Here is an 18,457-nt window from a genome sequence, read left to right on the forward strand (position 1 = left end):
TGGTTATATTTATTTTTATTTACAGTGCTCATTGAATTTTGTCAATTATGGAATATAAAAAAAGGCATAATTAAAGAGCCCATGCAAATAATTGCAATGAGCTCTTGTTATTAATTTTATAGTTTATCTTCGTAAGATTTAACGTTAAGTTCTTTTTTCCACTCTTCTAACTTAGTATTATAAGCTTCAGTTTGTTTTTGTTGAGTTAATGTTTGAGTTATTTTATCTTTTACTGCATCAAATTCTTGAACTTTATCTTCGCTTTGAACATCAGTTACTTTTATTATATGATATCCAAATTGACTCTTAACAGGAGCTGATACTTCTCCTTCTTTTAAGTTCTTAAATCCATCCATAAATTCTTTAACATATTGAGTTGAAGAATAATCAATATGACCTAAACTTCCACCTGACGTTGCTGAGCCAGTGTCATCTGATTCAGCTTTTGCAAGCTCCTCAAAGTTTGCTCCGCCATTAAGCTTAGACTTTATTTCATCTATTTTTGCCTTAGCTTTAGAATCTTCCTCAGCTGTTGCTTCTGTACTAGCATCATTAAACTTAGCTAATATATGAGCTACTGTAGCTCCAGCACCTTGTGTATAAGTTGCTTTATTTGCTTCATAGTATACTTTAGCATCATCTTCAGTTACTGTTGCATCTTTAGTTATCTCATCATAAACCTTATTCATTATTTCATTTTCTCTAATCATTTTCTTAAGTGAATCCATATTAAGTCCATACGCTGTAAGAGCTTCGTTTAATTTATCTTCACCACTATAATATTCCTTATATTGTTCTAACTGCTCATCTACCGCTTTATTTAATTCATCTTCTGTTGGAGCAACACCTAGTTCATTAGCCTTATTTAATAGAATTTTTTGTTGAACTAATTGCTCTAATGCACTTTTTCTTTGTTCAGTTAAAGTACTTTTAGCAGTTTCATTGTTCTCATAATCATCCCCATACTGTTCTTTAAGTTGAGTGATTACAGATTGAATTTGCTGATCTACATCCCCTAGTGTTATCTTTTCACTTCCTACTTTTGCTACAACTGTCTTCTTTATAGCCTCTGGTGTTTTCTGTATCATGCTGCATCCAGCTACAGATACACCTATAACTCCTATTATTAAAAGTCCTAATATTTTTCTGAATTTTTTCAACTTCTCCCTCACCTTTCATTATATAAGTTAAAGTAAACATAACCTTAGTATAACAATATTATGTGTCAAATTCAAAACAATAAGAAAATATTTCTTTATCCTAAATCTTCAGTTAATGAATTTAATAACTCTTTTATATCTAACAACATATTTTCATTTTTAGCTTCATTAACTTTATACACAAAAGATGGTTTTTCTCCTAAGCGTATATAAACTTCTTTTTTGTAATTATCAAGTATTCTTTTGTAAACTGAGCTTTTAATCCTATCTCTGTTTTGGAACATGAAATGAATATCTTCATTTTTTTCCTTAACTTCTTCAACCCCTAAAGATTTAGCTTTGCTTTTTATATATGCTATATCCATTAAATTATATACGGGTTGTGGAATAGCTGAATATCTATCCTCTAGTTCTTCTTTAATATCATCATAATCCTCTTGATTTTCTATAGCTGCTATTTTCTTATATATAGATATCTTTTGTATCTCATCCTCTATATATTCTCCTGATATAAAAGCATCAACCTTCACATCTACGGTTGTTTCAATAGGCTCTTGTTCTATATCGCCCTTAATTAACTTTATAGTATCTTCAAGCATTCTGCAATATAAATCATATCCAACTGATGCCATATGACCATGCTGAGCTGACCCCATCATGTTTCCAGCTCCTCTTATCTCTAAATCTCTCATTGCAATCTTAAAGCCTGAACCTAATTCTGTAAAGTCTTTTAACGCTTTTAATCTCTTTTCTGCCACCTCAGTTAATACTTTATCCTTTTTATAAGTAAAATAAGCATAAGCTATTCTATTACTTCTTCCAACTCTTCCTCTTAACTGATAAAGCTGCGATAAACCCATTTTATCTGAATCATATACTATCATGGTATTTACATTTGGGATATCAATTCCTGTTTCAATAATTGTAGTACACAAAAGTATATCATATTCTCTATTCATGAAAGCAACCATTTCTTTTTCTAATTCTTTCTCTGTCATCTGTCCATGAATTATTGTCACCTTGCCTTCCGGCACAAGATCAGCTATATATTTAGCCATTTTTGATATATCTTCAACTCTATTATAAACAAAGAAAACTTGCCCTTCTCTATTTATTTCTCTAAGTATAGCATCTCTGATTAACTGATCATTTTGTTCAACTACATAAGTCTGAATAGGATATCTCTCCTCAGGAGGTGTCTCTATAACAGATATATCTCTTACTCCAGTTAAAGACATGTGAAGTGTTCTTGGAATTGGAGTTGCACTTAAAGTTAATACATCAACATTTTTCTTCACATTTTTAATTTTTTCTTTTTGGGTAACACCAAATCTCTGTTCTTCATCTACTATTAATAAACCTAAGTCTTTAAACTCTATATCTTTAGAAACAAGTCTGTGAGTACCTATTAATATATCTACATTTCCTTCTTTTAAAGCCTTTAAGGTTTCCTTTTGTTGCTTTGCAGTTCTAAATCTACTTACCATATCAATCTTTATAGGAAAATCCGAAAACCTTCTCTTCATATTATTATAATGTTGATCTGCTAAAATTGTTGTAGGAACTAAAAAAGCAACTTGTTTCCCATCCATAACCGCTTTAAACGCTGCTCTTATAGCTACTTCTGTTTTCCCATATCCAACATCACCGCAAAGAAGTCTGTCCATAGGTTTATCTGATTCCATATCCTTCTTTATCTCTTGTAATGATGTTAATTGGTCAGGTGTTTCCTCATATGGAAATTCCTCTTCAAATTGATTTTGCCACTGTGTATCTTTAGAATACTTGTATCCCTTAAGGGTAGATCTTGCAGCATAAAGTTTTACTAATTCTTGTGCTATATCATTAATTGAATTTTTAACCTTAGCTTTAGCTTTTTGCCACTCATTTCCCCCTAATTTATTTACCTTAGGAGATTTACCTTCACTACCGATATACTTTTGTATCATATCTAATTGATCTACAGGAACATATAACTTGTCACCTTTGTCATAAAGTATATCTAAGTAATCCCTTTTATGACCACCTACTTCTATTTGTTTTATTCCCTTATATACACCAATACCATGATTTACGTGAACTACATAATCTCCTGGTTTTAAATCAGCAAAACTTTTTATTTTGCCTATACCTTTTTGTTTAGAAGGTCTTTTGGTAAGTTTTCTTTTAGCCTCTCCAAATACTTCTTTATCAGATATAACACATATTCTAAGGTCAGGATATTCAAAACCTTTTATAAGATTTCCAAAGGTTATAACAACTTCACCAAATTCTATAGAAGATATATCATCTTTGTATACACTCTCTATCCCTCTATCTCTAAGAGTTTGTACCAAACGTTCTCCTCTACTTCTTGTACCTGATAAAATAACTGTTTTATATCCTTTTTGTTTTTTATCTTTTATATCTTCAATTAAAAAATCTAATTGACCTTGATAATTGTGAAGTGTAATTTGGGAAATATTTTTTATATCTAAAGGCGCCAAAAATGTTCTTCCTTTAGTTAAAGCATCTATAGTAACAACTTTACTATTTTCAATCATGCTATGAAGGATATCTTTTCCTAACAGTAAATTCCCTTGTGATGGTAATATATCTCCTCTATACAAGAACCCTTCATAATTCTCTTTAAACTCAAAATATAAACTTTCTAATTTACCTTCACATCTCTGAGTATCGTCCATAATAATTAAATAATCTTCAGCATATTGGAATAGATTCCACGGTTTTTCATATAAAAAGGGTAAATAACTCTCAATAGTCTCAAAACTATAAGATTCCTTTAAACTCTCAAGATTACTTCTAATTATTCCTGTTAATTTCTTTACTATATCCTTTTCTTCTTTTCTATTTTCTACAACACTTTTAAACTCTGTCTCAATAGCCTCAACAGCACTATTTAAGACTTCTGAATTCACAATTATCTCTTTAGCAGGAAATACTTCTATCTCTTTAACCTTAGAAATACTTCTTTGCGTTTCTATATTAAAGCTTCTTATAGATTCTATCTCATCGCCAAAAAACTCTACTCTATAGGGGATTCCATATTGAGGTGGAAATATATCTAATATTCCTCCTCTTAATGAGAACTGCCCTTTTCCTTCTACTATATCTACTCTTTCATAACCACTTTCAATTAAAAGGTTTACTAGCTCATCTGTATTTACTTCCTCTGAGGTTTTTAGTTTAATAAAATGTTTTAAATATAGTTCCTTTGGAGTATACAAAGCAGCAAGACTATCCACAGATGTTACTATGATTTTCTTTTTGCTATCTAACATCTCTTTTATAACCTTGAGCCTTGCCCACCTTAAGTCTCCTGAAATAGCATCTATATTATAAAAAACTACTTCTTTTGCAGGTAAATAAAACACATCCAGTTGAAAAAGATTCAAGTCTTCATATAAGTTTCTAGCTTCAATATCGGAATGTGTTACCACTAATAGTGGCTTATCTTGAGTTTCATATATTCCATTAATAAAATAACTTTTTCCTGATTCTCCTAATCCATATACTCCTATAGGATAAATATCTTTCTCTATACTTTTTATAATACCTTGAAAATCCTTATAGGATTTCAGAGGTTCCATTAACCCCCCTAATCGCATGTCACTACACCACCATTCAAATACTTCTAAATAGAAAAACTATTATATTTGTTCATAGCTTCAACTTCGTCGTTTTTAATTATTTCTTCAGTTGCTAAAGCTGATACTTCTATGACTTTTTGTAATTTCTCCATCTCTTCTTGAGAAAACTTTCCTAATACATGAGATACTAAATCTCCTTTAGGTTGTCCTACACCTATTTTAATTCTTGGGAATACATCACTATTTAGGTGTGCAACTATGCTCTTTATCCCATTATGCCCACCAGCGCTACCCTTTCCTCTTATTCTGACTCTCCCAACTTCAAGACTTATATCATCATATATCACTATTACCTGTTCATTAGATATCTTATAAAAATCTACTACTTCTCTAATACTCTCTCCACTTAAATTCATGTAAGTACTAGGTTTTAAAAGTATAACCTTTTCTCCAGATATCCTACCTTCCCCATACTCACCTTTAAATTTTTTCCTATTAATCTCTATATTATACTTTTCTCCTAAATAATCTATAGCATTAAATCCAATATTATGTCTTGTATTTCTATATTCTGCTCCTGGATTACCTAATCCAACTATTAAATACATGTAAATATCCTCCAAAATAAAAAATCAACTATATCTATAATATAATATTCACAGATAATAATAAAGAGACTTCATTCAAAGTCTCTCATAAAACTAATTTGTATTTTACAAGTGTGAGCACCAAATCCATGTTCTCAGCACCTCTTAATACTCTACAGCTGATATTATCCCCAATATTATGTTTTTTTATTATATTGTCTATATCATCAATACTTCTTATTTTTTGATTATCTAGCTCTATTATTATGTCAGTTGGTCTTATACCTGCATTAGCAACACTACTTTCGGGATATACCCATTCAACATATATTCCATTAATTCCTTCTTCATTTAATGAACTAGTTGCTCCTCCAATAAAGCCTAAATCCATTTTTTCAGCGTTACCAGTATCAATTATAGATCTTACTATAGATTCTAGCTCGCTTCCTCCAACTACAACACTTAATCCATACTTTGAATGTTTATCTATAAAGTCCAAAGAATTAATCCCTATTATGTCACCATTTAAGTTACAAAGGGGACCTCCATTATTCTCTTCATTTACAATTGTGTTATTCTGGATACTTTTAAATATCTTTTGTTCTTTGCTACTACTTGATGTATCTAGAGTTAAGCTGGTTGAATTAATTATTCCAGAGCTAACAAATCCTACATAATCATTTGCACTAGCATTTCCAAGGGAAACTACCCTGTCTCCTGCTCTTATATCCTTATCATTTGCAAATTTACTAACTGGATAATTACCGCCTTCAATTTTAATAACTGCTATATCTAATTGTTCATAAGAACCAATTAACTTAGCCACTTGTGTGCTAGAAGCCACTGAAGAAAGTTTAACATATATGTTACTAAAACTTTTTATAGAACTATAGCTTGTGACTATATACCCCTCATTATCTATAATAACTCCAGTAATATTTTGTTGATTATAGCCATTTTTCTTCAATTTATCAGTATCGTCCGATATGCTAACTAAAGATGGTCCAACCTTAGATATTATTTCAGATAAATAAACATAATTTAAGTTTTGTTCTTCTACTGTAATATCCTTTTTAATTGAACTATTTAATCCTAATTCCTCAATTTTTTTATCAACTATCACATTCGATGTAATAATTCCTGTTGCTATAGAAACAGCTACAAGAGCTGCACTTTTAGAAAGTACTTGTATTGTATGCTTCTTTTTATTTCTTTTGAAACTTATAGGTGCTTCATCATTCTTATTAGTATAAGTATGTGAATATTTTTCATCTTTAGACATTTAGCACCTCACTTTAATTAGATTTTGATAGTGTAAAAGTAAAAACTACACCAGAATTATCTTTTTCATTTTCCACCCATATATCTTGACCATGTTGAGTGATTATTTCTCTTACTATAGACAATCCAAGCCCTGTACTCATTTTGTTAGTTCTAGATTTATCAGCCTTATAAAATCTATTCCATATATTATGTATCTCTGAATCTTTTAATACAATACCTTCATTCGCTACACTTATATAGATTTTATTTCCCTTACTTCTAGTAGTAATTTTGATGTTCCCACCTTCATTAGCATACTTTATCGCATTATCAACAATATTTGTTATAACTTGAATTATCCTATCTAAATCGCCTAAAACGAAATCTCTTTTTCCTTCAAAAACAACTTCAACTTTAACCTTCTTCTCCAAAATCTTACTTTCAAGATTCATGACTACAGTTTTTATAATATCATTAATCTCAATTTCTCGTATTTTAAGTTCCATCTTTCCTGCTTCCATTGCTGATAAATCTAAGAGCTCATTTACTAATCTTGTAAGTCTTTGTATTTCATCATAAACAATCCTAAGATAATAGTTTTCTTTATCTTTAGGTATTACTCCATCTAAAATCCCAGCTATAAATCCCTTTATTGAGGTTATAGGTGATCTAAGTTCATGAGAAACATTAGATATAAATTCTCTTCTATTATTATCAACCTTTTCTAAAGACTCAGCCATAAAATTGAAAGATTCGGCAAGTTCCTGCATCTCATCTTTAGACCTTATATCAACTCGCTGTCCAACCTCGCCTTTTGCTAGTCTTTTTGCTGCTCTATTTATTTCATCCAATGGATCTATTAATATTTTCTGTGCTAACATATTTATGACAATTGCTGATACAGTTACTGCTATTATTGCAGATAGCCAAATTATAAAATAGAACCTATTTAGTGGAGCTTTTATTTTCTCCAAAGGTGTTACCATTGCAATAAATCCATAATAATAGTTATTGCTTATTATTGGCTTATAATAAATATAATCTGAAACATCTAGAAATTTGTTAGAATTAGTTCTATCCTCAATAGAATTTCCTTGCTTTAATTGTTCAATCTCTTCTGATGATAAATACATCTGTTGATACTTCATATTGATATAATTATCGTTTGAAACCTTATAAATATATCCTAAACTATCAACTAAAATTATGTCTATTGACAAAGTATCTGAAACATTAGTAATAGCATAATTTAAATTGTTCACAGAATCTGTTTTATTATTTGCATAATAATCTGTAACAGCTGATGATATACGTTGAGCTTGCTTATCTAACAAGTCCTTTCGTTGATCAAAATAATATCCTTTAAACCAAAAAGATAAAACTGCCGCAATTATTGTAAAGGATAATGCTACAATTAAAGTTACTGTCACAAGTAGTTTAGAAACTAAACTATTTTTCTTCATCAATTATTTCACCTCGAATTTATAGCCAACCCCCCAAACAGTTTCTATCTGCCAATTAATACCCTCTGGAAGTTTTTCTCTTAATCTTTTTATATGAACATCTACAGTTCTAGAATCTCCTGGATAATCATATCCCCAAACTTCACACAATAACTGTTCTCTTGTAAAAACCTTATTTTTATTTGATGCTAAATAATATAATAATTCAAATTCCTTAGGAGGCATTTTTATCTCTTCTCCTCTATAAAGAACGTTATAAGAATTAGCGTCAACATTTAAATCGCTATAATCAATTACTTCTTTATTTGTTGAGTCAGTGTTGTACCTTCTCATTACAGCCTTTACCCTAGCTAATAATTCCTTAGGTTCAAATGGCTTAACTATGTAATCATCTGCTCCAAGCTCTAAAGCCAAAACTTTATCAAAAGTATCACCTTTTGCTGTAAGCATTATTACTGGCACTTCGCTTTCTTTTCTTATCCATTTAAGAACATCTATACCATCTATATTAGGTAGCATAATATCTAGTAGTACTAGATCCGGCTTATACTCTATAAAAGCATTCTCCACATCTTTCCCATTGTTTACTATTCTATTATCATAATTTGAACTATTTAAATACATTCTTATAACTTCGCAAATATTCTCATCATCATCGACAATTAAAATTTTACCTATTGTTCCTTCCATAAAAAACACTCCTTTCATATTATTAATTTACCACAAGCTAAAATAATTAAATATAGATTTTAATAAAAGTTACAATTATTTAATGATGTTAGAAAAAATCCCCTTAGAAACTTTCTTCTAAGGGGATTGATTTTATACTTCAAATAATTTGCTTAATGGCTCTTCATCGTATATTCTCTTTATTGCTTCTGCAAATAAAGCAGCTACTGATAAAGATTTGAATTTATGTAAGTCATCTCTTTCAGGTAATTCTATTGTATTTAACATTACTAATTCTTCAATTGCACTAGAATTAATTCTATCTAAAGCTGGTCCTGAAAGAACTCCATGTGTACAGCATGCATATACATTTTTAGCACCTAAATCTTTTAATGCATTTGCAGCATTAGCTATAGTTCCAGCTGTATCTATCATGTCATCGATAAGTATGCAAACTTTACCTTCAACATCACCTATTATGTTCATGATTTCTGAAACATTTGCTTTAGGTCTTCTTTTGTCAATTATAGCTATTGGCGCATGTAATCTATCTGCAAATTTTCTTGCTCTAGTTACACTACCTAAATCTGGAGATACTACCACTACGTCTTCTCTCTCATCAAATCCTTGTTCAACAAAATAGTTTGCTAAAATAGGTGCACCTAATAAATGATCAACTGGGATATCGAAGTATCCTTGTATTTGTGCTGCATGTAAGTCCATTGTTAATACCCTATCAGCTCCTGCTGTAGTTAAAATATCAGCAACAAGTTTTGCAGTTATTGGATCTCTAGATTTTGCTTTTCTATCTTGTCTTGCATATCCATAGTAAGGAATAACAGCCGTTATTCTACCTGCTGAAGCTCTTTTTAAAGCATCAATCATTATTAATAATTCCATAAGGTTATTATTAACTGGAGAATTAGTTGATTGAATAATAAAAACCTCTTGCCCTCTTACTGTTTCATTAATATCTACTGATATTTCTCCATCACTGAAGGTTCCTACCTTCGCACTACCCACTGGGACCCCTAATATGTCTGCTATTTCTTTGGCTAATTTTGGATGCGAGTTTCCAGTGAAAATTTTAATATTTCTTCCATGGGTAATCATTTTTTAGAAAACCTCCTTATTTAATTAGAATACCTCAATTTATTTCAAAAAGTGCTGTTTTATGTTACTTTTTTAAGCCCTTTTTATTGACCCAACCTTCGATATTTACTTGTTTTGCTCTTGCAATAGCCAAGCTACCTTCTGGAACTTCTTTAGTTATAGTAGATCCAGCCGCTATGTAAGTATTATCTTTCACCTCAACAGGTGATACTAAATTTGTATTACAGCCTATAAATGAATTATCTCCAATTATAGTTTTATTTTTATTTTTTCCATCATAATTAACCACAACTGTTCCACAACCAAAGTTGCAGTTTTCACCAACCTCAGCATCTCCTATATATGTTAGGTGAGATACCTTAGTATTGTTTCCAATTGTAGATTTCTTTATTTCAACAAAGTCACCTATTCTAACTTTATCGCCGATATTTGATTCAGGTCTTACATAGGCAAAAGGTCCTACAGTAGTATTGTCTCCTATTTTACTTTGTAAAATAACCGAACTTTGTATTTCAACTTCATTACCAATAATTGAAGAATCTATTCTAGAATTCGGATAAAGCACACAATCCGCACCTATTTCAGACTTTCCTTCTAAAACATTGCCTGGATATATTATTGTATCCTGTCCAATAACAACGTCTACTCCTATATATGTATTACTAGGGTCTATTATAGTAACTCCATTATCTAAATGTTTTTTATTAATTACTTTTCTCATAATTACTTCTGCTTGGGCTAACTCAGCTCTTGAATTAACTCCAAGAGTCTCGTCGAATTCAGTAATAACTGCTCCAAGTTTTTTACCTTCAGACTTTAATATTGAGATTACATCTGTTAAATAATATTCCCCTTGAGCATTATTATTAGATAACTTTTCTAAAGCTCCTAAAAGGGCTTTAATATCGAAACAATACATACCTGCATTTATCTCATTTACCTTAAGCTCATCTTCGTTACAATCCTTATGCTCAACTATTCTCTCAATTTTATTTCCATTTCTTATTATTCTTCCATATCCTGTTGGATCTTGTATTAATGAAGTTAATAAGGTTCCAGTATTCCCATTTTCTATATGATTATCTAAAAGTTTTTTTACTGTTTCTTTTCTTATTAGAGGTGCGTCTCCAGTAAATATTGCAACTACTCCATCCTTGTCCTTCAAGAATTCTTTAGCACACTTTACTGCATGACCTGTACCTAATTGTTCTTCTTGTAGTGAATATGATACATTTCTACTTTCAGTAGCTTTTTGTACTAATTCAGCGCCCTTACCTATAATTATATTTACATCTTCAATGTTTGCTTCTCTCATGGTGTCTATAACGTGATTAATCATCTCTTTACCACATACTTTATGAAGTACCTTAGGAAGATTTGATTTTATTCGCTTTCCTTGTCCTGCTGCTAATATTAAAGCACTTTTAAACATCCATTCCACCTCAACAATTTTTGCATATTAAAATAAAATTTTAATAATTTCTAAATGCATCTATTACATTATAGGGTATTAAAACTAGTATTTCAACCTAATAAATATAATTAGAATTATCCCTAATTTTCTGAATTTTCAATAACAAAACACACAGTAAAAAAAGGAAGCACTGCCTCCTTTTTTACACGTAATTATTCCTCTACGATTTCTTCTACTTTAGCTTTTTCATATTCATCTAAAATAGCGTTTTGGATCTTTTCTCTGGTATCTGTATTTATTGGATGCGCTATATCCTTAAATTCTCCATCCGGAGTCTTTCTACTAGGCATTGCAATAAATAGACCATTTTGGCCTTCAATAACTTTAATGTCATGTACAACAAACTCATTATCAAAGGTCACAGAAACTATAGCTTTCATTTTGCCTTCAGCAGCTATTTTTCTTATTCTTACGTCTGTGATTTGCACTTCACTACACCTCCAGTTGTTTATTGTAGTTAATATTCTATAAAAGTTAGTAAAATCCTCTTTTTTGTAGAAAAATTAATATTTTTTTAACTTTAATTTTAATTTTTCTATTTATATATTTTTATTAGTCGAGGGTTGTAAATCAACCACGCCATTTTTGTCTACATTTTTTAAATCTATAATCGAATAATAGTTTTCTACAAGTTTGGTTTCAGCACCAGTATGATCAACTAATACACCAATACCAACAAGCTCACAGTCAAACTCCTTAAGCAAATCATTAATTCCTTTTGCAGTTCCCCCACCTTTTAGAAAATCGTCTACAAAAATACATCTACTTTCTTTCTTTAATGACTTTTTAGAAAGAGACATTTGTTGAATCTTGCCACTACTTCCAGAAACATAATTAATGGTAACTGTTGGTCCTTCTGTGACTTTATTGTTATCTCTTCTAGCTATTACAAGCTCAACCCCTAAATTTTTAGCAACTTCATATGCTAAAGGAATACCCTTAGTTTCAACAGTCACAACATAATCAACTTTTTCTTTTCCTAAATACTCTGATAATATAACCCCAGCCTTACCTATAATCTGTGGATTATACATAAGATCTGTCATGTATATAAAATTACCTGGAACAATTCTAGATGGATCTCTTAAAAGCTCACATAATTGTTCTCCAAAGTTGTCCTTATTTTCTTCACTGATTCCATTTATAAATCTTATTCCACCAGCAGCTCCTGAAATAGTTTCCACTCTACCCATGTGTAACTTTTCTAGAACTTCTCTAACTATTACTATATCTTCACTAATAGTCGACTTAGCAGCATTTAATAAATCCGAAAATTTATTAAGTCCTATCACTTTATTAGGATTTTCTATTAACGATTTAGTAATAGCTACAACTCTACTATTTCTACTTAATTTTTCCACACTAATCACCTACAATTTTTAATATAATTAACGAATTTTCTCTCTCTTAAACACTCTTAATATTCATATTTTATTCCATATTATAACCTTAATCAATACAATTTAATCAATTATTATGGATATTTCATAATTTATATAAAATTTCTTTTAATGTGATTATTTTTCATAGGTATATGTTAATACTTTCTCATATAAGAATTTATTCCAAATAACGAAAAAGAACACTCTTACGAAACAGAGACGAACTTTTTTCATTGATTTTGCATATAAATACATGTAAAGGTGTGTTCAATTCTGTAAAAATGTATATAATTAAATAATGTAGTTAACAAAAGGAGTTGATATTAGTGTCTTTTGATTTTTTAAAGGATAAGCATATGAAAGTGCATTTTATAGGTATAGGCGGAATAAGTATGAGTGGTTTAGCTGCAGTACTTTTAAACGGAGGATATAGAGTATCTGGTTCTGATGCAAAAGCATCTAAGATAACTGAGTCATTAAAAAGTAAAGGCGCAGAAGTATACATAGGCCACAATAGTGATAACATTAAAGATGCTGACCTAGTTGTTTATACAGCTGCTATCCCAAAGGATAACCCTGAATTACTAGAGAGCATATCAAGAAATATACCTTTAATGGATAGAGCTGAGTTCTTAGGGCATATAATGAATGGTCATAAATATAATGTAGCTGTAGCTGGAACACACGGTAAGACTACAACTACATCTATGATATCTCACATTACATTAGAAGGTAACTTGGATCCAACAATTTTAGTCGGTGGAGAATTGGACATCATAAATGGTAATTATAAAGTGGGAAATTCCGAATACTTCATCACAGAAGCATGTGAATACAAGGAATCATTTTTAAGTTTTTATCCTTATATAGGAATAATATTAAATATTGATGCTGACCATCTAGATTACTATAGAGATATAAATCATATTCAAGAAACTTTTGAGAAATTTATAGATATTATACCAAAAGATGGTTATATAATAGGTAATGCAGATGATGAGAGAGTAAAAAAGGCAATGTCTAAAGCTGAATGTAACGTTATTGGTTACGGAATTGACAATGGAGATATTTTAGCTAAAAACATCAGCTATGATAATAAAGGTTGTGGAACATTTGATGTTTATAAAAATGGTACTAAATTATTCACTTTATCTTTAAGTGTTCCTGGGAGACACAATGTGTTAAATGCCCTTTCAACAGTAGCTGTAGGTCTAATATTTAACTTATCAGATGATGCAATCATAAATGGTTTAAAAGCCTTTGGGGGTGCTCATAAGAGATTTGAATATAAAGGCGTTAAAAATGGAGTTACTGTAATAGATGACTATGCTCATCACCCAGTAGAAATACAAGCTACCTTAAGCACAGCAGCTAAAATTCCTCATAATAAAACCTATTGTGTTTTTCAACCACATACTTATACTAGAACTAAAACATTATTTAAGGAATTCACAGAATGCTTCGACCATGCTGACGAAGTAATATTAATGGACATCTATGCTGCTAGAGAAAAAGATCTAGGAGAAATAAGTTCTAAAATCCTAGGTGATGCTTTAAGAGAAAAAGGTATAAAGTGTACCAATGTATCTTCTCATAAAGAAGCTTTAGATTACGTTAAAACTATAGTAAAAGATAAAGATCTTCTTTTAACTGTAGGTGCAGGAGATGTAGTCCAAGTAGGAGAAATGTTTTTAAATGAATAACCCTTAAATAATAAAACAGCTGTTTTCATACAGCTGTTTTATTATTTAAAAATATCTTTCATTAACCCTAATATTTCTCTCAATCCACCATAAATTTCAGTATACCACTTATCTTTTACAAAAATTCCTGAGAAACTTGCTTTCAAATCTAATTTATCACTAATTAACTTTGCTCTTCTAAGATGGAACTTGTTAGATACAATAAGAACATCTTTAAAATTTTTATCCTCTATTATCTTCTTTGAATTAACCAAATTTTCATAAGTATTTGTAGATTTATCTTCTAATATAAGTTTTTCATCATCTATTCCTTCATTTATAAGTATTCTTCTCATACATTCAGCTTCTGATATATTCTCACCTTCGCCTTTACCACCAGAAAGGATTATATACTCTGAGTATCCCTCTTTATAAAGCCTACTTGCTAAGATAGTTCTTTCATATAAAAATCTAGTAGGATTTTCTCCATTAACCTTACAACCTAAAACTATAATAGCATCGCTCTTTTGTGGTTTATTAAAATAGTCTGTTGAGAATATAAAGGTTTCAGTTAAAATCAATAGAACTATTAAAGATCCAATCATTTTAAAAATTCTCTTCCTCATAAAGTTCTCCTCAATAAATATTATTTTTTATGCTGGTTAATTGTTACCATTTAATTATACTTAATTTTTAAGGAATATCATAATATCTATTGATTTTTATATAGAACTATTGTAAATTGAACTTAAAATAAAACCATTTTTCCATGGTCAAAACTTAGGAGGAGTTTAGATGGCAGCAACAATTAGTGATATAGCTAAGGCAGCAGGAGTTTCTTTAGCTACAGTATCAAGAGTTTTGAACAATTCTGGATATGTAAAAGAGGAAACGAAAGAAAAAATACTTAAAGCCATTAAAGATTACAACTATACACCATCTGCTATAGCTAGAAGTTTATCAAAAAAACAAACTAATACTATAGGAGTAATTGTTCCTGATATCACTAATCCCTTTTATGGCGAGATGATACGTGGAATTACAAAAGTGGCAGAAGAGCACGGATTAAATATACTTTTATGGGATTCTCATGAATCAGTAGAGAGAGAAATTAAAAGCATTCAAGCCCTTAGAGAACATAGAATTAGAGGAATATTAATTACACCAACTTCTTCTGAAGATGATAGAAATGCTGAATGCATTAAAAATCTAGAAAACTTAGGTATTCCAGTAGTTTTAATAGATGGTCATTTAAAATATTCTAACTTTAGCGGTATATTTGTGGACAACATTCAAGGAAGCTACGATGCTGTAAATGCTTTAATTAGAGAACATCACAAAAAAATAGCCATAATTACAGGTAGAATGAATTCTAAAACAGCTCAAGAAAGACTTGAAGGTTATGAAAGAGCACTTTTAGAAAACAATATCTCCATAAACAAAAATTACATATTATATGGTGACTATAGCCTAGAATCTGGTTATAATTTAACTAAAGACATACTTTCAATGAAAGATAAACCTACAGCTATATTCACTTCATCAAATCAAATGACAGTAGGTGCTCTTAAAGCCTTGTCAGAACATAATCTTAAAACCCCTGAAGACATTTCTTTAATTGCTTTTGATAAAGTTGATATTTTTAATATATTGGGGCTAAATATAAGTTATGTAGATGGGCCAAGCACCGAATTAGGTGAAATTGGTATGAGTTTACTATTAGAATTTCTAAATTCTGAATATAATAATAAAGAAGAGAAAAAAATTACTCTAACACCAACTTTAATTTTAAAAGGATCAGAGAAGCTAATAAAAAAATAGAGATTTATTCTCTTTTCTTTTTAGAAAAACAGTAAAGCGTTTCCATAAAAAAAATAAAAACTTACGGAGGTATTTTATGATAAAAAGAGTTATTCTAATAATCCTAGACAGCGTAGGAATGGGAGCACTTCCAGATGCTGATAAATATGGCGATGTAGGTGCAGATACCATAGGTCATGTGGCTAAATTTAATGGTGGCTTAAAGCTTCCTAACATGGAATCTATAGGACTAGGCTTAATTGAAGGAATACAAAATATAAATAAAGTAAGTAATCCTTTAGGCTGCTATGGCAAATTCTATGAAGCTTCTAATGGCAAGGACACTGTAACAGGTCATTGGGAAATGGTTGGAGTAAAATCTGAAATCCCATTACCTACTTATCCAAATGGATTTCCACCTGAAATCATTAAAGAATTTGAAGAAAAGACAGGTAGAAAAGTAATAGGTAATAAACCTGCTTCTGGTACAGAAATATTAGATGAATTAGGAGAAGAGCAGTTAAAAACTGGCGCACTAATAGTTTATACTTCTGCTGATTCTGTTTTTCAAATAGCTGCTCATGAAGATATAATTCCTATTGAAGAACTATATAAATATTGTGAAATCGCTAGAGAAATGCTTACTGGTGATAATGCTGTAGCTCGTGTTATTGCTAGACCATATCTAGGCGAACCTGGAAACTTTAGCAGAACTTCAAACAGGAAAGACTATGCCCTACTACCACCTCATGCTACTGCTTTAGATAAGTTACAAGAAGCTGGAGTTAAAGTAATGGCTGTAGGTAAAATTGAAGATATCTTCTCTGGTAAAGGTATCTACTCTGCTGTTCATACAAAAGATAATATGGATGGCGTAGATAAAACCCTTGATTATATGAAAACTGAAAAAGAGGGGCTTATTTTCACTAACTTAGTTGATTTTGATATGAAATGGGGACATAGAAATGACCCTAAGTCTTATGGTAAAGGTCTAGAAGATTTCGATGTTAGACTTAAGGAAATCATGCAAAACATGGAATCTGATGATATACTATTTATAACAGCAGACCATGGATGTGACCCAACATATCCTGGAACAGACCACACCAGAGAATATGTACCTTTCTTAGCTTATGGAGAACCACTTAAAAAAGGCTATAATTTAGGAACTAAAGTAGGATTCTTCAATATGGGGCAAACTATTTGTGATATCTTTAATAGTGAAAAAATAATAAACGGGGATAGTTTCCTTGGTGAAATTTTAAAATAATAGGGAGATGTTAAGATGGATTTAGATTTAAGAATAAAGGAAGCCGCTGAATATATATTATCAAAAAGTAAATATAAACCTGAAATTGGTCTTATTCTTGGTTCAGGACTCGGTGCAATAGCTGACGATATAGAAGATGCTGAATACTATGACTACAATGATATACCTCACTTTCCTGTTTCAACAGTAGAAGGTCATGCTGGAAGACTAGTAATAGGAAAACTTCAAGGTAAAGACGTATTAGCTATGCAAGGAAGATTCCACTTTTATGAAGGTTATAAGATGCACGATGTTACTTTTCCAGTAAGAGTAATGCATTTATTATCAGTAAAAAAATTGATTGTTACAAATGCTGCTGGTGCTGTTAATACATCCTTTACTCCTGGAGATTTAATGTTAATCACAGATCACATTAATCTATCTGGAGATAATCCTTTAATCGGAAGAAATCTTAAAGATTTCGGAACTAGATTCCCAGATATGTCTTCTGCCTATGATGTAGACTTAAGAAATACAGTTAAACAAATAGCTACTGACTTAGGAATAGATCTTAAAGAAGGAGTTTATTGTATGATGAGTGGTCCAACTTATGAAACTCCTGCTGAAATTAGAATGATTAGAATAATTGGTGGAGATGCTGCTGGAATGTCAACAGCTCCTGAAGTTATAGTTGCTAAGCATCAAGGTATGAAGGTTTTAGGAATATCATGTATGACAAATATGGCTGCTGGTATATTAGATCAACCATTAAGTCATGAAGAAGTTATGGAAACATCTGAAAATGTAAAAAGTAAATTTATAACTTTAATGAATAATATAATAAAAACAATTTAAAACATTTGCAATTTTCCACATATGAATTTATAATATTTTTATGTGGAAATTTAATGCCAGATCGTCTAAGGGTAGGACAGCAGACTCTGACTCTGCACGTGTGGGTTCGAATCCTACTCTGGCAGCCAATTATAAGCTATTACAATTTTGTAGTAGCTTTTTGTTTTCTA

15 protein-coding genes and 1 tRNA gene are annotated in these 18,457 nt (G+C 30.6%); 5 read left to right on the forward strand and 11 right to left on the reverse strand.

Annotated elements, in window-relative coordinates; all coding sequences use genetic code 11:
• Positions 1-116: 116 nt before the first annotated feature.
• From B3N22_RS20790 to purR, 10 genes are all read right to left on the reverse strand, one after another.
• Complete coding sequence (locus B3N22_RS20790) at positions 117-1,160, reverse strand: peptidylprolyl isomerase (RefSeq protein ID WP_286910214.1); 1,044 nt, start codon at positions 1,158-1,160, stop codon at positions 117-119.
• 95 nt (positions 1,161-1,255) lie between these two features.
• Positions 1,256-4,768, reverse strand: a complete 3,513-nt coding sequence (gene mfd / locus B3N22_RS20795; RefSeq protein WP_286910216.1) for a transcription-repair coupling factor — start codon at positions 4,766-4,768, stop codon at positions 1,256-1,258.
• Between the two features lie 26 nt (positions 4,769-4,794).
• Complete coding sequence (gene pth, locus B3N22_RS20800) at positions 4,795-5,358, reverse strand: aminoacyl-tRNA hydrolase (RefSeq protein WP_073020456.1); 564 nt, start codon at positions 5,356-5,358, stop codon at positions 4,795-4,797.
• An 85-nt stretch (positions 5,359-5,443) separates the two neighbouring features.
• Positions 5,444-6,619, reverse strand: a complete 1,176-nt coding sequence (locus B3N22_RS20805; RefSeq protein WP_286910219.1) for a S1C family serine protease — start codon at positions 6,617-6,619, stop codon at positions 5,444-5,446.
• A 13-nt stretch (positions 6,620-6,632) separates the two neighbouring features.
• Positions 6,633-8,063 (reverse strand): sensor histidine kinase, encoded by a 1,431-nt coding sequence (locus B3N22_RS20810; protein WP_073020458.1) that lies wholly within the window; start codon positions 8,061-8,063, stop codon positions 6,633-6,635.
• 3 nt (positions 8,064-8,066) lie between these two features.
• Entirely contained in the window at positions 8,067-8,753 is a 687-nt protein-coding gene (locus B3N22_RS20815) for a response regulator transcription factor (protein ID WP_286910222.1), read from the reverse strand.
• Between the two features lie 132 nt (positions 8,754-8,885).
• A complete protein-coding gene (locus B3N22_RS20820) occupies positions 8,886-9,845 on the reverse strand; it encodes a ribose-phosphate diphosphokinase (protein ID WP_073020460.1) in 960 nt (319 codons plus the stop codon).
• A gap of 64 nt (positions 9,846-9,909) precedes the next feature.
• Positions 9,910-11,277, reverse strand: a complete 1,368-nt coding sequence (gene glmU, locus B3N22_RS20825; protein ID WP_286910224.1) for a bifunctional UDP-N-acetylglucosamine diphosphorylase/glucosamine-1-phosphate N-acetyltransferase GlmU — start codon at positions 11,275-11,277, stop codon at positions 9,910-9,912.
• Between the two features lie 194 nt (positions 11,278-11,471).
• Positions 11,472-11,747 carry a septation regulator SpoVG gene (gene spoVG, locus B3N22_RS20830; protein ID WP_021804406.1) on the reverse strand — a complete coding sequence of 92 codons (276 nt, stop codon included), beginning with the start codon at positions 11,745-11,747 and terminating at the stop codon, positions 11,472-11,474.
• A 111-nt stretch (positions 11,748-11,858) separates the two neighbouring features.
• Positions 11,859-12,680, reverse strand: a complete 822-nt coding sequence (gene purR / locus B3N22_RS20835) for a pur operon repressor (protein ID WP_286910228.1) — start codon at positions 12,678-12,680, stop codon at positions 11,859-11,861.
• A 347-nt stretch (positions 12,681-13,027) separates the two neighbouring features.
• Here purR and murC point away from each other — a divergent pair, with 347 nt between their 5' ends.
• Positions 13,028-14,404 (forward strand): UDP-N-acetylmuramate--L-alanine ligase, encoded by a 1,377-nt coding sequence (gene murC / locus B3N22_RS20840; protein WP_286910230.1) that lies wholly within the window; start codon positions 13,028-13,030, stop codon positions 14,402-14,404.
• Between the two features lie 41 nt (positions 14,405-14,445).
• Here murC and B3N22_RS20845 read toward each other — a convergent pair whose 3' ends face one another.
• Positions 14,446-15,009, reverse strand: a complete 564-nt coding sequence (locus tag B3N22_RS20845; RefSeq protein ID WP_286910232.1) for a YdcF family protein — start codon at positions 15,007-15,009, stop codon at positions 14,446-14,448.
• A gap of 169 nt (positions 15,010-15,178) precedes the next feature.
• Here B3N22_RS20845 and B3N22_RS20850 point away from each other — a divergent pair, with 169 nt between their 5' ends.
• The 4 genes from B3N22_RS20850 to B3N22_RS20865 all read left to right on the forward strand — a co-directional run bounded on the left by B3N22_RS20850 (position 15,179) and on the right by B3N22_RS20865 (position 18,415).
• Entirely contained in the window at positions 15,179-16,204 is a 1,026-nt protein-coding gene (locus B3N22_RS20850) for a LacI family DNA-binding transcriptional regulator (RefSeq protein WP_073020466.1), read from the forward strand.
• A 76-nt stretch (positions 16,205-16,280) separates the two neighbouring features.
• Positions 16,281-17,453 (forward strand): phosphopentomutase, encoded by a 1,173-nt coding sequence (locus B3N22_RS20855; RefSeq protein ID WP_286910235.1) that lies wholly within the window; start codon positions 16,281-16,283, stop codon positions 17,451-17,453.
• A gap of 15 nt (positions 17,454-17,468) precedes the next feature.
• Positions 17,469-18,287 carry a purine-nucleoside phosphorylase gene (locus tag B3N22_RS20860; RefSeq protein ID WP_286910237.1) on the forward strand — a complete coding sequence of 273 codons (819 nt, stop codon included), beginning with the start codon at positions 17,469-17,471 and terminating at the stop codon, positions 18,285-18,287.
• 54 nt (positions 18,288-18,341) lie between these two features.
• Positions 18,342-18,415, forward strand: a tRNA-Gln gene (locus B3N22_RS20865).
• Positions 18,416-18,457 lie beyond the last annotated feature (42 nt).

It is taken from the genome of Clostridium sp. UBA1652 (genome assembly GCF_002320975.1).
GTDB classification, from domain to species: domain Bacteria; phylum Bacillota; class Clostridia; order Clostridiales; family Clostridiaceae; genus Clostridium_T; species Clostridium_T intestinale.

Excerpts from the sequence above, each read along its gene's own strand:
- B3N22_RS20810 (WP_073020458.1), bottom strand. The coding sequence starts at position 8,063 with ATGAAGAAAAATAGTTTAGTTTCTAAACTACTTGTGACAGTAACTTTA.
- B3N22_RS20815 (WP_286910222.1), bottom strand. The coding sequence starts at position 8,753 with ATGGAAGGAACAATAGGTAAAATTTTAATTGTCGATGATGATGAGAAT.
- glmU (WP_286910224.1), bottom strand. The coding sequence starts at position 11,277 with ATGTTTAAAAGTGCTTTAATATTAGCAGCAGGACAAGGAAAGCGAATA.
- B3N22_RS20855 (WP_286910235.1), top strand. The coding sequence starts at position 16,281 with ATGATAAAAAGAGTTATTCTAATAATCCTAGACAGCGTAGGAATGGGA.
- B3N22_RS20860 (WP_286910237.1), top strand. The coding sequence starts at position 17,469 with ATGGATTTAGATTTAAGAATAAAGGAAGCCGCTGAATATATATTATCA.
- B3N22_RS20805 (WP_286910219.1), bottom strand. The coding sequence starts at position 6,619 with ATGTCTAAAGATGAAAAATATTCACATACTTATACTAATAAGAATGAT.
- mfd (WP_286910216.1), bottom strand. The coding sequence starts at position 4,768 with ATGCGATTAGGGGGGTTAATGGAACCTCTGAAATCCTATAAGGATTTT.
- pth (WP_073020456.1), bottom strand. The coding sequence starts at position 5,358 with ATGTATTTAATAGTTGGATTAGGTAATCCAGGAGCAGAATATAGAAAT.
- B3N22_RS20845 (WP_286910232.1), bottom strand. The coding sequence starts at position 15,009 with ATGAGGAAGAGAATTTTTAAAATGATTGGATCTTTAATAGTTCTATTG.
- B3N22_RS20850 (WP_073020466.1), top strand. The coding sequence starts at position 15,179 with ATGGCAGCAACAATTAGTGATATAGCTAAGGCAGCAGGAGTTTCTTTA.
- B3N22_RS20820 (WP_073020460.1), bottom strand. The coding sequence starts at position 9,845 with ATGATTACCCATGGAAGAAATATTAAAATTTTCACTGGAAACTCGCAT.